We start from the raw sequence: 15,323 nt of genomic DNA on the forward strand, positions 1-15,323 counted from the left end.
AAAGATGAAATTATTTAAAATCTTTTTTAAAGAGTATCACAAGATGTTCTTTGTCACCTTCATTTTAATGGTAGCACAAGCAGTTGGAACATTGTTGATTCCTTATTATGTCGCTGAAATTATTGATGAAGGTATTTTGACACAAAACCAAGGAGCAATTTGGAAAAACGGGCTGTTGATGTTAGCAATTGCCCTTATCACAGGCGTAGTTGCGATTGCCGCGAGTTATTACTCTGCTATTTTAGCTGGTCGATTTGGTTATTTTTTGAGAAAAAAATTAGTAGCTAAAACCCAGAAATTATCCTTAGCAGATTTGGATGCATTTGGGACGCCAACACTTTTGGCCAGAACCACAAGTGATATTACCAATATTCAACAAATTTTGATGATGGTTTTTCAAATGATTGTGCCAGCACCCCTTATTTGTTTGGCGTCAATTGTTTTGACAGGGATGATTTCATGGCAGTTTATTTGGATTCCCATTGCTTCGATCACTTTATTTTCACTTGTAGCACTGCTGGTTATTAAAAAAGCTATTCCTTTAGCAGATGTGATGCAGCAACGAATGGATAAAATGATGCAGATTTTGCGGGAATTTTATACCGGTGTTCGGGTGATTCGTGCGTTTAACAAAACAAATGATGAGAAAAAAAGAACGGATCAAACTTTTAGCAGTTATGCAGAAGTTATGATTGCGGTCAATAAACTTTTTGCAGTGTTAAATCCAACGGTAAATTTAGTGATGGGTTTAGGTATGACAGCTGTTTTAGCCTTTGGTGGTGTTTTTGTGATGCAAGGTATGGTGCCAATCGGCAGTTTAACTGCGATTAGTGAATATACGGTTTTAAGTTTATGGTTTTTGACTATGGCTGCAATGGTAATTGTGATGATACCAAAAGCACTCGCTTCATTAGAGCGGATTGGTGCAGTTTTAGCGGCAAATGAAGAAATCGTGGATGGTGATATAGCCGAATTTGTGCTGGCAGATAATAAACCGATTGTTTCTTTTAAACAGGTTGATTTCACATATAGAGGTGCACAAGAGCCGGTCTTATCTAATATTACCTTTGATATTTTTAAAGGCGTGACGGCAATTGTTGGTGGAACAGGCTCTGGTAAAAGTACAATTGCAAAAGCACTATTGCGCTTTAAAGATACGGCTGAAGGTGAAATCCTCTTTGGTGGAGTGCCGATTAAAAACGTCACGCAAGAAGCATTGCGACAAAAAATCAGTTATGTGCCACAAAAAGCTTTTCTATTTAGTGGTACGATTTTCGATAATTTCCTTTTTGGAAATCCTGCGGCAACAAAAGAGCAAGTGGCTAAAGCCGCTGAAGTTGCCCAAGCCGCTGACTTTATCACTTCTTTACCACAAAAGTATGAGGCCCCAATTGCTCAAAAAGGAAACAATTTTTCTGGTGGACAAAAACAACGCCTAAGTATTGCACGGGCATTGATTAAACCAGCAGCAGTATATTTCTTTGATGACAGTTTTTCAGCGCTGGATTATCAAACCGATGCTAAATTACGTCAAGCTTTAAAAACGTATTTAAAAGATGCAGCAATTGTGATCGTAGCACAACGCCTTTCGACTATTAAGGATGCGGACCAAATTATCGTATTAGATGAAGGAAAAATTGTGGGTCAAGGTACTCATGAGACGTTAATTACAACTTGCAGCGTTTATCAAGAATTTGCCAAATCCCAAGGAATGGAGGAAAAACATGAGCACAAAGCAGGTTGAGTTAAAGAATCGCGAAATGCCACAAGATTTCAAAAAAACGGCTCAGCGGCTATTTCGTTTATTATTAGAGCAAAAGCGCCGTTTTGTAGTGATTGTTATTTCTGCCATTTTCTTTGCAACATTAATGGCAATTACACCTTTAATTTTAGGCTGGGGGCTAGATGCCATTGTTGCTTTATTACGTGCGGGTGAAATAACAACAGCCAACTTAAGACGGGTATTGTGGCAGCCAGTCTTATTATTATTTTTAGCATGGGGGGGTATTGCGCTATTCTCGCTTTTGCAAGAATACACCATGGCAAGCGTAGCAGAAACATTAACATTACGCCTACGAAAACAATTGACACAAAAGATGAATCATTTACCAATCAAATTTTTTGACCAGTATAAAACAGGTGACATATTGACACGGACAACTCTTGATTTGGATAAAGTATCTGAAGTTTTACAAGTAGGACTGATGCAGATGATTTCAGCAATCTTATCTATTATCATCGGGGTGGGGTTAATGATTTATCTTAGTCCGTTACTGACCTTTGGTATCGTGATCATTTTGTTGTTTAGTTTAGCGCTAACGAATTTCTTAGCTCAGAAAAATCAAGATTATTTTTCGGAAAATCAGGCAGCTTTAGGTCACGTTGGAACAAAGGCCGAGGAAACATATTCAGGAAATTTGGTTATTAAAGCATATAACCGCCAGCAGCAAATAGAATCAGACTTAGACAAATTGAATGAAGCCCAATTTCAGGCTTTTAAAAAAGCTCAGTTTGTCAGTTTTGCTATTAATCCCTTGATTCGACTAATTAACCAGCTTGGCTTTGTGATTAGTGCAGTTGTCGGTGGGCTAATGGTTATTAACGGTCAGTTATCAATCGGTTTAGTTCAAGCTTATTTACAATATGTAAATCAAGTATCAGAACCGATTACACAAGTATCCTATGTAATCAACAGTTTGCAAAGTGCCTTTGCCGCTTTGGAGCGAATCTTTGAAATTCTTGATTTACCTTGCGAAAAGGAAAATGAACTAAATGCTACCCTACCATCCCAAATACGTGGAAAAGTAAGTTTCAAACACGTTTCTTTTGGCTATGAAAAAGACCAATTGTTAATGGAAGATGTCAATTTCACTGTAAAACCAAAGCAAATGGTAGCTATTGTAGGACCAACTGGTGCGGGTAAAACGACTATGATTAATTTATTGATGCGTTTTTACGAATTAAGTAAAGGACAAATTGAAGTTGACGGTAAAAATATTCGTCATTTTGCAAGGGGGGAGATTCGTCAAAAATTTGGTATGGTCTTGCAAGACACATGGCTCTTTGAAGGAACGGTGGCAGCTAATATTGCTTATGGACAACCAAATGCCAGTCGCACTGAAATTATTGCTGCGGCAAAAGCAGCGCAATGTCACCACTTTATTTTGACATTGCCAAAAGGCTATGACACGATAATTTCAACCGATGGCAGTCAAATTTCTCAAGGACAACAACAGCTTTTGACGATTGCGCGCGCAATTCTTGCCAATCCGCAACTGTTGATTTTGGACGAGGCAACTTCAAGCGTGGATACCCGTACCGAAGAAATGATTCAACAGGCAATGGATCGTTTAACGGCTGAGCGTACGAGTTTTGTGATTGCCCACCGCCTATCAACTATCAAAAATGCAGATTTGATTTTGGTGATGAAAGATGGTGCTATTATCGAGCAAGGCAGTCACGCTAGTCTAATGAAAAAAGGCGATTTTTACGCCAATCTTTATAATAGTCAGTTTGCAAGTTAATTATAATTACTACTAAAGAGCACAATCTGCTAAGGCTGTTGTGCTCTTTGGTGTAGTAAAAAAATTCTATTTTAACCCAAATAATGTAAATTATACTTACAACTTCTTTATACGCCAATGATTTATCCACTAACTTTTCTGAGAAATAAGCTGAGTAATTTTAACCTTAGAGTGCTTAAAAAAATACAAGAAAATAATAACATTTATGGAATTGTAATAGTTGTTTTTATCAGCTGCTTCATTTATTTTTTTAGGAATTGCGAATTTTTTTTAAAATTGGTATTGACCTTTGCGAACGTTTTCTTTATAATGACGAATGTAAATAATATTATTTCATGTGACTAGATAATACTAGGCGTGGAAAGACTTACTTCAAGCGATTGGTTGAAGTTGGTTTTTTCACGTCTATTTTATTTCTTTGGTTGCAAAATACTTTCTAAAATCTGCAGAGGTGAACCATGAAAGTTAAAAAATTATTGAATCAAAATGCAGTCTTAATCGATGACGACGGTCAGGAAAAAGTTGCAATTGGTAAAGGAATTGGCTTTAACAAAAAAAGGAATGATCTCATTTTTGCAAAAGAAGTCGAGCGGATGTTTGTCATGGAGCCAGACTCCCAGATGAAATTGCAAAATCTGCTAAATCAAATTGACGAGAAATTTTTATTTGCTGCAGAGCACATCGTCAATCATGCAGAAATGGTTTTAATGGAAAAATTAAATGAACACGTTTTAATTGCTTTAACAGATCATTTGGCATTTAGTGCAGAAAATATAAGTAACGGCATTATTGTACGCAATAAATTGCTAAAAGAAATTGAAGTACTCCACAAAGAAGAATTTGGGATTGCACAATGGGCAGTAGATTATTTAAATAGTGAGCTTAAAATTCCTTATAGTTATGATGAGGCAGGGTATATTGCTATCCATTTACACAGTGCGCGTAATGGCGAGCGGAATAACCATCGTAGCATTCGGGAAGTCACAATTGTTTCAGAAATTATGAATTTAATTGCCAAAGAGTTGCAAATTGATTTATATGCAGAAGCAATGGCACTGAACTACTCACGTTTGGCTAATCATTTGCGTTTGTTATTGCAACGTTATCAAAAACAGCAATATGCGGTTTTAGACGATGAAATTGTTGAAATGGTACGAGAAAAGTACCCGGAAAGTTATGAAATTGCCAAAAAAGTTCGGGTCATGCTGATTAAACAGTATCAATTGGCGACTTCCAGTGAAGAATTAGGCTATATTGCAATTCATATTGAAAGATTGAAGCGCGTAGCCCAAAAAGAAGAGGGGAATTAGAAATGAAAGCATATTTACAACGAATTGGTCGCTCTTTAATGTTGCCGGTCGCAACCTTACCAGTAGCAGCACTTTTTATGGGAATTGGTTATTGGATCGATCCGAGCGGTTGGGGTGGAAATAATATTTTGGCTGCTTTTTTAATTAAAGCAGGGGGCACAATTCTAGATAATCTAGGTATTTTGTTTGCCGTTGGCTTAGCTTATGGTATGTCAAAAGATAAAGATGGCGCTGCGGCATTAGCTGGTTTGGTAGCCTTTTTAACACCGATGACATTGGTAAATAGTCAAGCAGTTGCGCTATTTACCAAAGTAGACGTTGAAAAAGTCAACGTAGCTTTTGGTGCAATTAATAATAAAAATGTATTTATCGGGATTTTAGCCGGTTTAGTAGCTGCAGCGATGTATAACCGTTTTAGTGGCGTGAAATTGCCAATGGCGTTATCTTTTTTCAGTGGTAAACGAGCAGTTCCAATTGTGACTGCCGGTTTAATGGCAATTATTTCGGCATTATTAATTTTTATTTGGCCACCTGTTTATAACGCATTAGTAGCTTTTGGCGAAATGATTTCAAGCATGGGACCATTAGGAGCAGGATTATATGGCTTTTTCAATCGCTTGTTAATTCCAACAGGTTTACACCACGCGTTGAACAACGTATTCTGGTTTAACTTAGCTGGGATTGACGATATTGGTAAATTCTGGGCAAGTGAAGGAACAAAAGGAATTACAGGGATGTATCAAGCAGGATTCTTCCCGGTTATGATGTTTGGTTTACCAGCAGGAGCTTTAGCTATTTATCAATGTGCTAAACCGGAAAAGAAAAAAGTAACAGCTTCTTTAATGGTCGCTGCTGCTTTTGCCTCTTTTTTCACCGGGGTTACTGAACCATTAGAATTTTCATTTATGTTTGTTGCATGGCCTTTATATGTCGTTCATGCTGCTTTGACAGGAATTTCAATGTTTATAGCTGCGGCTTTCCATTGGACAGCTGGTTTTAACTTTAGTGCCGGTTTTATCGACTTCTTCTTGAGTTTGCGGGTGCCAATTGCAAACAAACCCTATATGTTAATTGTTTTAGGAATAATTATGGCTGTAATTTACTATGTAACGTTTATGTTTGTGATTAAGAAATTTAACTTAATGACGCCAGGTCGTGAAGAAGACGACGATGAAGCCACTGAGGATATTGATCAATTCGTTGCCTCTGGCGACGATAAGTTTGCTGCTATTGCCAATCAAATTTATAATGCATTGGGTGGGGCTGCAAATGTTACGGCAATTGATAATTGTACAACCCGCTTGCGTTTACAAGTAAAAGATACAGGATCTGTCGATCAAGGTAAGATTAAAAGAACAGGCATGCCAGGGGTCAAAGTTATTGATGGAAATAATATTCAAGTTATCGTGGGGACAGAAGTACAATTTGTTGCCGATGAAATGACACGCTTACATCACGGTGGAGCAAAACCAACCAATGCCGTAATAAAAGAAGCAGCCAGTGTAAAAACGGCTAGCAAAAAGCAAGATATTTTTGCAATTAGTGATGGAACAGTAAAAGATATTACTTTAGTAAGTGACGATGTTTTCTCGCAAAAGATGATGGGAGAAGGCTTTGCAGTTACACCGACTGATGATGCAGTATTTACACCAGTCGCTGGTGTTATCACTAGTGTTTTCCCAACAAAACATGCTGTAGGAATCAAAGCAGATAATGGCTTAGAAATTCTTGTTCATATGGGAATTGACACAGTCAGTCTAAAAGGAGAACCCTTCACTGTTTTTGTAACCGAAGGGCAACAAGTTGGCCATGGCCAAATGTTAGCTAAAATGGATCTCGCTAAAATAACAGCCAGCGGCAAAGATACAGATATCATGGTAGTTTGCACCAATAGTAATGAACTAGCTAAACTAGAAGTATCATCGCAAATTTCTAAAGCAAATGATGTGATTGGAACGATAACAAGTAAATAATTTTATTTAGGAGAAAAGACATATTCGGGTAATTGTAGTGATCTCAAAAGGTTGGATTTTTGATCTAACTTTTTGGGGATCGACACAAAAACCAGTATGTCTTTTTTGTAATTCTTTTAAGCTAGATGCCTCCGCTCTTTTGCAAAGACTGTCTCTGTGTTAAAATTAGCGAGTATGAATAAATTAGGAATAGGTGGCTTTTTATGAAAAAAATCATCATTAATGGGGGCCGTAAACTTCAAGGTGAAGTAACAATTAGCGGTGCCAAAAATAGTGCAGTTGCACTGATACCTGCTGCAATTTTAGCCGACTCCCCTGTTGTTTTAGAAGGTGTACCCGATATCAACGATGTTCATTCCTTGATGGAAATTTTAGAAATTATGGGCGTCAAAGTCCAATTTGAAAATAATACGATGACCATTGATCCAACTGGGATCATCTCCATTCCAATGCCAAGTGGTAAAATTAATAGCCTACGTGCTTCTTATTATTTTATGGGAGCTTTATTAGGTAAATTTGGGGAAGCCGTTGTCGGATTGCCTGGGGGCTGTTATCTAGGACCTCGGCCAATTGACCTTCACGTTAAAGGATTTGAAGCATTAGGTGCAAAAGTCACCAATGAACATGGCGCAATGTATTTAAGAACTGAAAATAAAGAATTAAAAGGTGAACGCATCTTTATGGATGTTGTCTCAATTGGTGCAACAATCAATGTGATGTTGGCAGCAGTGAAAGCTAAAGGGCGGACAATTATTGAAAATGCTGCACGAGAACCAGAAATTATTGATGTTGCAACTTTACTTAATAATATGGGGGCAAAAATTCGGGGTGCTGGCACCAACGAAATTAGAATTGATGGTGTAGAAAAATTACACGGCTGTCGTCATGCAATTATTCCTGATCGTATTGAAGCAGGAACTTATTTGGCTCTTGCAGCTGCTTGTGGTGATGGCATTAAAGTTCACAATGTTATCTACGAACATTTAGAAAGCTACATCGCCAAATTAGAAGAATTAGGTGTTCCAATGGAAATCAGTGAAGACACCATTGAAGTTTTCCCCGTTGAAAAATTAAATCCTGTCCACATTAAAACATATCCTTATCCAGGCTTTGCAACTGATTTGCAACAACCGATTACACCACTATTAATTAAAGCAAGTGGCACTTCAGAAATTATCGATACGATTTATTCCAAACGAATCAATCACATCCCTGAACTGGTCCGTATGGGTGCTGACGCCCAAATTGAAGGCAATATGATGATTTTAAATGGGCCCAAACAACTCCATGGCGCTGAAGTTATTGCTTCTGATCTAAGAGCAGGAGCTTGCTTAGTTATTGCAGGTTTAATGGCAGAAGGTACCACGACAATTACTAATGTTGAATATATTTTACGCGGCTATGACCATATTGTTGAAAAATTAACAGCGCTAGGTGCTGATGTTCAAATGGTAGAAACAGAACGTGAGGATCGGGCATGAAAAAAGATTATTTAACGATGGCGGAGCTAGAAAACAGCACGCTAAAAGATATTTACCAATATGCTAAACAGTTTAAAATTCCTTATTACAGCCAAATGAACAAAAAAGAATTGTCTTTAGCTGTCATTCGCGCACAAGCAGAGAAACAAGGTTTCTTTTACATGGAAGGTGTTTTGGACATCGTCGGTCAAGACGGCTATGGTTTTTTGCGCCCAATTAACTATGGCCCTAGTGCGGAAGATATTTATATTTCTTCTTCTCAAATTCGCCGTTTTGGCTTGCGTAATGGAGACAAAGTAGCTGGGAAAGCTAGACCACCAAAAGAATCCGAACGCTATTATGGTTTAATGCATGTGGAAAGTGTTAATGGCAAAGATCCTGAAGATGCAAAAGAGCGGCCACATTTTCCTGCGTTAACGCCACTTTATCCTGATCGCCAAGTGAAATTGGAAACAAAACCAGGGCGTTTGGCAACGCGGATGATTGATATTTTTGCCCCAGTAGGTTTTGGGCAACGTGGCTTGATTGTCGCGCCACCTAAAGCCGGTAAAACTAGTATTTTAAAAGAAATCGCCAATGGTATTACCGACAACTATCCAGAGGTGGAATTAATTGTTCTCTTAATTGATGAACGACCAGAAGAAGTAACCGATTTAGAACGTAGCGTAAAAGGCGATGTTGTTTCTTCAACTTTTGATTTACAACCACAAAACCATACCCGGGTTTCTGAGTTAGTTTTAGAACGGGCGATGCGTTTAGTAGAAGACAAACGGGATGTTGTAATTTTAATGGACTCCCTCACCCGTCTAGCTCGAGCGTATAATTTAGTCGTACCGCCAAGTGGCCGCACATTAAGTGGGGGGATTGATCCAGCCGCTTTATATAAGCCTAAAAAATTCTTTGGTGCTGCCCGTAACATCGAGGAGGGCGGTAGCTTAACGATTTTAGCAACTGCTTTAGTAGATACAGGCAGTCGCATGGACGATGTTATTTACGAAGAATTCAAAGGAACTGGCAATATGGAACTTCATCTTTCACGAGAATTAGCCGAACGCCGCATCTTCCCAGCGATTGATATTAAAAAATCAGGTACTCGTAAAGAAGAATTATTGATGGGGACGGAACAGTTAGAAGAAACATGGAAATTACGTAACAATATGGTCGGCGATTCCCTTGAATACACGGATCAGTTTGTTCAATTTCTAAAGAAAACAAAAAATAATCAAGCGCTTTTTGGCGCGTTTAAAGAAGTTTCCTTTGGTAAAAAAACACCCCGAAGAAATGTAAAAAGATAATTGCATCTATGTTTAAAACGTGATAGTATATTCTTGTTGTAAATTAGACAAATAACTCTGGCGCAGCAAATGAACCAGGGCAAAGGAGCGAAAGTAAATGAAAGCAGAAATCCATCCAGATTACCATCCAGTTGTATTCATGGACTCAACTACAGGTTTCAAATTCTTGTCAGGTTCTACTAAAACTTCACAAGAAACAGTTGAATGGGAAGATGGCAACACATACCCATTAATCCGGGTCGAAGTTACATCTGACTCACATCCATTTTATACTGGTCGTCAAAAATTCACGCAAGCCGACGGACGTGTGGACCGTTTCAACAAAAAATACGGTCTCAAAGACGCAAACGCTGCGGAATAGTAAAAACATTGATATATCAACGTTTTGCAGACTATCTAATAGGGATAGTCTGCTTTTTTTCGTTTTTGACCATACTTTTGACCTTCTGCAAACTTCCTTGTTTTTCCTCTGTAGAACTCATGAAATCAGCAAAACGATTTGCCGTTTCTTCTGTCTGTCGTTTCGTGACATGGGTGTAGATATCCATAGTCGTTTTAATATCTGTGTGACCTAACCGAACTTGAACTTCTTTCAGAGAAGCTCCGGATTCAAATAGCAGACTACAATGGGTATGACGAAAACCATGAGGTGTGATTCGTTTTAAGTTGTTCTCTTTTATAATGATTTTCAAGTTGTGATTTACATAGTCTAAATAAAGTGGTTTGTTCTCTTCTGATACAAATAAGAGTTGCGCACCATCTTTTGTAGGTTTAATTCCCATTTTTAGAAAATATTCTTTTTGCTTTAATTGCCATCGTTTGATTACTTGTAAGGTTTCAGAATCTATCGAGATTGTTCGAAGGCTCTTTTCTGTTTTGGGAACTTGAAATTTGATTTCCCATTTATCACATGTGGCTAACGTTTGTTTAACAGAGAGTGTACTTTTCTCAAAGTCAATATCTTTCCAACGTAAGGCTAGCAGTTCACCTTTCCGTAACCCAGTAAAAGCTAAGATTCGAAAAATCGGATAAATTGGATCAGGATAGTTTTTGGCAATTTCAAGCAATTCTAATAGTTCTTCTTTTTCATAGTAGGGGGCAGAATATCGTTCTTCGTCAATCCGTTTCTTGCGTTTAGGGCGAATCACAGCGTCCATGGGGTTACTTCGGATGAGCCGTAAACTCAAAGCATACTTGAAAACCGATGAAGTCAAACCGATTAGGTTGGAATATTTCTTGTAATAGCTATACCAGTGATTTACCTGTTTTTGACAATAAGGGATTGAAATTTTTGAGATTTTCAAATTTCCAAAAAGAGGTAAGATATGCTTTTTGTAAGCCAGTTTCTGGGCAACATACGTACTTTCGCGAACCGTATTTTTATATTGCTCAAACCATTCATCTGCCAATTCTGAAAAAAGACGTTGTGAATTTGTCACCACATCATTTTCTTCTACTTGTACCATCAAGCGATTATAAGCCTTCTTGGCTTCTTGTGGTGATTTAAAACCACGCTTGGTGGTATATTTCTTTTTTCCTGTAACAGGATCAATCCCAAGATATGCTTTAAACATATAGGCGACTGTGCCATTTTTCTTTTTATATTTTTTGATCATAATTCTCTCCTTTGATTCACTCGCCAGTATATCAAAGAGAAGATTTGCTCCTTTCTTATCGGTATCATAGTCAGCGAAAACAGGTAAGTCAAGGCTAGATTTTCAGACTATCTAAAAATAGTTTTACATCTTCACGATCAAAGCGAGTTTCTTTGCCAAAAGGAATGACTTTTAACCCATGATCAATCCAACTATTGAGGCGAGTATCCCCAATTTTTAGATGTTGCTTTAATTGTTTCCTTGTTGGATAGAGAGGTAACTCGTTTAAGTTTGGTTGTTGCGTTTGTTCTTCCTCAATTTTTTGCTTCGTTAATTGAACAAGTTCTTCAATTATTTCTTGATTAAATTCAATCGGTACAGTAACAGTCATATCTTTACCTACTTTCGAGATTTATTTTTTTATTTTTGTATAACGAACAATGCTTTCTTGAAAATCCATCACTTGTTCGGGATTTCCACCTTCATTTATCGCACTGTAAAATATCGGACGCCTTACAAGATACTCATTGGTATAAAGTACGTCTTGGTTTGTGGTATCAAAAGGTTGACCCACGAGTTGCTTCGTGACGTTGGGCACTTTGAGGTTGCGGGATTTGAAGAACGCCTTTTTCTTGTGTTCCTTCATGTTCAGGTCTTTGTCGAAGTATTTACTGATATAGCGCCCACGATTTTCGATGCTATCGACATCAATCTTGTTGATTTTGACAAATCCATGTCCCCAGATGGTAGTAAGGCGATTGACGGAGATAAAAGGAAAGTCAAACAGGATAATGTGATAATGGATAGCACCTCGTTCTTGTTTTTCCCACGTGGCAAGGTATTTTAGGTTTGCTTTTTTTGTATGGTAGAGTTCGTAGTTTAGTCGTTTGATAAATTTTTTAAATTCATTATTCGCATAGACAATGTCTTGAATGTTTTCTCTGAAAGTGAGGGTTAAAAATTTTGTCTGATTGTCAAAGTTCATATCTATGAGTCGTGCAATTTCAAAGCGCATATTTTGATAGTATTTTTGTTTTCGTTTTAAGCTGTCGTATTGTCCTTGAGCAGATAGTTCATCATAGTTTTTTCTTTTCTCGCAAGTTGGATTCTCTTCTTCATAAAGCCAAGCTAATTCTTTTTTTCGTTTTGGATTGGTTTCAATATTTCCTGTTTTTTGTTTAGGAGTAATGATTGCTTCATAATCATAAATTTCAAGGTATGTGGGAGTTTCAATGATTTTCTGATTATAAGCTTTCAAAAATCATCACTCCTTGGTGTGTATTCAGTTGTCAGAGAACCATCATTTTTCGCCTGATGTTGTTCTATAAATCAAGTTAAGGGGAAGTCCTGCTTCGCAGTCCTTCCAGCCTATGTGTTTATTGGGTGGTCTTAACGGACAAAAACGGCTCTGTGGGCGCTGCCCCGCCGTTTCGTCCTAACCACCCAACAAACCCATAGGGAAATTAGATTTGTGCAGTGTTACCTTGTTTTTTTGGAATCAAAGTTGCCGCATCTGCAGTGGCTGATAAGCCGTAGCTCACGAATTGACCGTTTGAACGTCCCCAAGGTGCAATTTCCAAATTGGTAAACGTAACCATGGCTAAACCTTGTTGGGTAAGCTCTTCTGGAGTAATTACAGGATGTTCAGATTTGACTTTGACACTGATTTTTTCATAGCGAAGTTTCGGTAGGATACATTCATAACTCCAGCCTAAAATTTCGCCCTCTTTTTGCCAGCGAGTGACATTAACAACTTGGTATTCTTTTTCGAGTTTTTCTTTTGGTAAAGTGAGATCATTGATTTTAATTGGCATAATAGCCCTCCTTTTTAATATACGATAATTTATACGTTTGGTTTAAAAAAATATAGATGGCCGTCTACAGGTTATATTATATACGAAAATTTATACAAGTCAAGGTTTTTTCGAAAAATATATACGAAAAATTATACGGATGGTATAATAGTAAAAAATGACAAGGAGGAAGCAAGGTATGTTTGGGATATTACAACCCGATAAAGTGAAAGTAGGGCAACGAATCAAGGAAATCAAAGAAAGTTTGAATCTGTCTTTTACAGAATTAGGCAATCGGCTAGGTTTAAAGAAACCTACTATTAGTTCTTACGTCCAAGGTTATGCATTAGCTCCGTTAACGGTTATTCAACAACTGGCTAGTTTCAGTGGAAAACCAGTGGGATGGTTTTATTTCGGGAGCGTAGAAGATTATATCCGAGACTATTTGGTTTTAACAGGACATAAACAACTAGTGGAGAATCATCCTGAAATTGCGGAGAAAATCAAACAAGAATTTTATACGGGTAATTTCAAAAATCCTGGTTGGGAAAACGAAGTGGGGTACCCAGTAGAAGAATTTATTCAAGATTGCTTTGCGGAGTATGCCGATGAAATAATGCGAGATTATGTAACAGATATAACGCAAGAAGTCATCAATCAATCCCCAGCATTAAAGGAACTCTCTGATAAAGCAAAAGAAGAAGCTGTTGCTATTATTTCATCTGGTATTAGTGACTACATTGATATAAGTGGTGAAATCAAGTATGGCGATAAAGATAAAATTGGACGCATGGTAAAAGCTGCGATCAAAACCTTTGATGTGAAGGAGGATCTCAAGTTTAACGAGACTTACCTAGTGGGAAAGTTAATTAATATTCTTGGGACAGAAGAAGATACGGAAACGTTTATTTCTTCTTTATCTTTGTTGTTTACAGATAAGCATTTTTCCACTCAGTTTGGTGGAGAAGAACTAGTGGAAATCTTTCAATCGATGCGCCCAGCGTTGATTAAACTCTATCGGAAGAAAACAACGGATGAATTTTATGAGTGGTTTAGAGAAGAGGTATAATTATGCACTTCGGGGTTGCTGTTCAACTTTTTATCATGTATCTAGCTAATATGTTTTTCATGGAAAGATTACGTAGTAGGCTTTTTATAATAGTAGCCTTATTATCAGTGGTTATATTTTCAATATTTTTTGAATTTATTCAAGTATATGTGACAGGTATGTTTTTTTTATTTTTATTTCTTGTGTCAATGAGTTTTACAAAAAAAATATTCTATACGCTCTATTATACTTTAATATCAGTAATGCTATATATATATTCTGATAATATTGTGATGGGTGCGGCCTCTTTCTTTCAAAAAGATTTTCCAAATATTTATAGATTTATTTATGGTACATTTGTATATATAGTATTGCTTTTTGTAGCTAAATATTTAACTATAAAAGTATTAAATTTTCTCGGGAATGAATCATCATTTTTTAAAGTCAGTTGTTTTATTATGATAGTAACTTTTCTGTTTTTCTACTTATCAATAATTTTTGAACGATCTGTTGATTTTGGACAATTACCTATTAAAACAATTAATAATATTTATGTCCTTTTCTATGGAGGAATCACAATCTTTACATGTGTTTTAATTGGATACTTATTTAGGAAAAAATCTCTTTTTGAAAAAAGTCAAAGAGAAATAGAATTTTTAGAAGAGTATACAAAAAATTTAGAAGAGAGATATGAAGAAATTAGGGGATTTAAACATGATTATCAAAATATCCTTTTATCGATTGAGAGTTTTATCAGAACAGATGACATGAGCTCATTGGAAAAATATTTTTATGAAGAACTAAGATTGCCCATGTTTACTACTAATGAGGAGTCTAGACTAGTTGATAGTTTAAGCAAAATCAATGATAGACCAATCAAAAGCCTGATTGCCCTAAAGATACTGTTAGCTCGAAATTTGAATATACAGGTGAATTTAGCGGTGCAGAATAATATTTCTATTCTGAATGTACATCAAGTAGTTTTAGTTAGAGTTTTGGGAATTATTTTAGATAATGCAATAGAAGAAGCAAAGACTATTTCCAATAGTTTAATTGATATAGATATTTACAGAGATAAAGAAAAGATTATTTTTACTATCTCAAATTCTACTAATCTAAAAAGAATTGACTGCTCGATGCTAAAACAAAAAGGATATACTACTAAAGGGGGGGAAGACAGAGGTCTGGGGCTAAGCAATATAGAAAAATTAATAAAGTCTAAACCTCAAAAAATTTTTATTGAAACTAAAGTTACTAAAGAGATATTTACTCAAATAATAACAATTAACATGAGGTGACTAATT

At 36.7% G+C, this 15,323-nt stretch carries 12 protein-coding genes and 2 pseudogenes; 10 read left to right on the forward strand and 4 right to left on the reverse strand.

Annotated elements, in window-relative coordinates:
- Positions 1–4 precede the first annotated feature (4 nt).
- The 7 genes from AC6R0T_RS03645 (at position 5) to AC6R0T_RS03675 (ending at position 9,944) form a co-directional block, all read left to right on the forward strand.
- Positions 5–1,744: an ABC transporter ATP-binding protein gene (locus tag AC6R0T_RS03645; protein WP_303754517.1), complete on the forward strand. Its 1,740-nt coding sequence runs from the start codon at positions 5–7 to the stop codon at positions 1,742–1,744.
- Positions 1,725–3,524 carry an ABC transporter ATP-binding protein gene (locus tag AC6R0T_RS03650; protein ID WP_303754516.1) on the forward strand — a complete coding sequence of 600 codons (1,800 nt, stop codon included), beginning with the start codon at positions 1,725–1,727 and terminating at the stop codon, positions 3,522–3,524. The genes AC6R0T_RS03645 and AC6R0T_RS03650 overlap by 20 nt, the downstream gene beginning before the upstream one ends.
- A gap of 458 nt (positions 3,525–3,982) precedes the next feature.
- Positions 3,983–4,834, forward strand: a complete 852-nt coding sequence (nagY, locus tag AC6R0T_RS03655; RefSeq protein ID WP_016172674.1) for a BglG/SacY family antiterminator NagY — start codon at positions 3,983–3,985, stop codon at positions 4,832–4,834.
- A 2-nt stretch (positions 4,835–4,836) separates the two neighbouring features.
- Positions 4,837–6,807, forward strand: a complete 1,971-nt coding sequence (gene nagE / locus AC6R0T_RS03660) for an N-acetylglucosamine-specific PTS transporter subunit IIBC (RefSeq protein WP_303754515.1) — start codon at positions 4,837–4,839, stop codon at positions 6,805–6,807.
- A gap of 203 nt (positions 6,808–7,010) precedes the next feature.
- On the forward strand, positions 7,011–8,288 hold the full coding sequence (gene murA / locus AC6R0T_RS03665; RefSeq protein WP_303754514.1) for a UDP-N-acetylglucosamine 1-carboxyvinyltransferase: 1,278 nt from the start codon (positions 7,011–7,013) through the stop codon (positions 8,286–8,288).
- A complete protein-coding gene (gene rho, locus AC6R0T_RS03670; protein WP_303754513.1) occupies positions 8,285–9,583 on the forward strand; it encodes a transcription termination factor Rho in 1,299 nt (432 codons plus the stop codon). The genes murA and rho overlap by 4 nt, the downstream gene beginning before the upstream one ends.
- Before the next feature lie 97 nt (positions 9,584–9,680).
- Complete coding sequence (locus AC6R0T_RS03675) at positions 9,681–9,944, forward strand: type B 50S ribosomal protein L31 (RefSeq protein ID WP_071863514.1); 264 nt, start codon at positions 9,681–9,683, stop codon at positions 9,942–9,944.
- A 31-nt stretch (positions 9,945–9,975) separates the two neighbouring features.
- Here AC6R0T_RS03675 and AC6R0T_RS03680 read toward each other — a convergent pair whose 3' ends face one another.
- The 4 genes from AC6R0T_RS03680 to AC6R0T_RS03695 form a co-directional block, all read right to left on the reverse strand.
- Complete coding sequence (locus AC6R0T_RS03680; RefSeq protein WP_303754512.1) at positions 9,976–11,199, reverse strand: site-specific integrase; 1,224 nt, start codon at positions 11,197–11,199, stop codon at positions 9,976–9,978.
- Positions 11,200–11,293: 94 nt separating this feature from the next.
- Complete coding sequence (locus AC6R0T_RS03685; protein WP_303754511.1) at positions 11,294–11,569, reverse strand: DNA-binding protein; 276 nt, start codon at positions 11,567–11,569, stop codon at positions 11,294–11,296.
- 21 nt (positions 11,570–11,590) lie between these two features.
- A complete protein-coding gene (locus AC6R0T_RS03690; RefSeq protein ID WP_303754510.1) occupies positions 11,591–12,436 on the reverse strand; it encodes a rolling circle replication-associated protein in 846 nt (281 codons plus the stop codon).
- Between the two features lie 205 nt (positions 12,437–12,641).
- On the reverse strand, positions 12,642–12,992 hold the full coding sequence (locus AC6R0T_RS03695) for a hypothetical protein (protein WP_303754509.1): 351 nt from the start codon (positions 12,990–12,992) through the stop codon (positions 12,642–12,644).
- 178 nt (positions 12,993–13,170) lie between these two features.
- Between AC6R0T_RS03695 and AC6R0T_RS03700 the strand changes: the two are divergent.
- The 3 genes and pseudogenes from AC6R0T_RS03700 to AC6R0T_RS03710 form a co-directional block, all read left to right on the forward strand.
- Positions 13,171–13,368, forward strand: a pseudogene (locus AC6R0T_RS03700) (helix-turn-helix domain-containing protein); the annotation flags it as partial.
- A 219-nt stretch (positions 13,369–13,587) separates the two neighbouring features.
- Positions 13,588–13,956 (forward strand): annotated as a pseudogene (locus tag AC6R0T_RS03705) (Cro/Cl family transcriptional regulator); the annotation flags it as partial.
- A gap of 143 nt (positions 13,957–14,099) precedes the next feature.
- Positions 14,100–15,317 carry a sensor histidine kinase gene (locus tag AC6R0T_RS03710; protein WP_526159707.1) on the forward strand — a complete coding sequence of 406 codons (1,218 nt, stop codon included), beginning with the start codon at positions 14,100–14,102 and terminating at the stop codon, positions 15,315–15,317.
- Positions 15,318–15,323: the final 6 nt, after the last annotated feature.

This window comes from Enterococcus sp. S86.2 (assembly GCF_059834485.2).

Excerpts from the sequence above, each read along its gene's own strand:
- AC6R0T_RS03645 (WP_303754517.1), top strand. The coding sequence starts at position 5 with ATGAAATTATTTAAAATCTTTTTTAAAGAGTATCACAAGATGTTCTTT.
- AC6R0T_RS03650 (WP_303754516.1), top strand. The coding sequence starts at position 1,725 with ATGAGCACAAAGCAGGTTGAGTTAAAGAATCGCGAAATGCCACAAGAT.
- nagY (WP_016172674.1), top strand. The coding sequence starts at position 3,983 with ATGAAAGTTAAAAAATTATTGAATCAAAATGCAGTCTTAATCGATGAC.
- nagE (WP_303754515.1), top strand. The coding sequence starts at position 4,837 with ATGAAAGCATATTTACAACGAATTGGTCGCTCTTTAATGTTGCCGGTC.
- murA (WP_303754514.1), top strand. The coding sequence starts at position 7,011 with ATGAAAAAAATCATCATTAATGGGGGCCGTAAACTTCAAGGTGAAGTA.
- rho (WP_303754513.1), top strand. The coding sequence starts at position 8,285 with ATGAAAAAAGATTATTTAACGATGGCGGAGCTAGAAAACAGCACGCTA.
- AC6R0T_RS03675 (WP_071863514.1), top strand. The coding sequence starts at position 9,681 with ATGAAAGCAGAAATCCATCCAGATTACCATCCAGTTGTATTCATGGAC.
- AC6R0T_RS03680 (WP_303754512.1), bottom strand. The coding sequence starts at position 11,199 with ATGATCAAAAAATATAAAAAGAAAAATGGCACAGTCGCCTATATGTTT.
- AC6R0T_RS03685 (WP_303754511.1), bottom strand. The coding sequence starts at position 11,569 with ATGACTGTTACTGTACCGATTGAATTTAATCAAGAAATAATTGAAGAA.
- AC6R0T_RS03695 (WP_303754509.1), bottom strand. The coding sequence starts at position 12,992 with ATGCCAATTAAAATCAATGATCTCACTTTACCAAAAGAAAAACTCGAA.
- AC6R0T_RS03710 (WP_526159707.1), top strand. The coding sequence starts at position 14,100 with ATGGAAAGATTACGTAGTAGGCTTTTTATAATAGTAGCCTTATTATCA.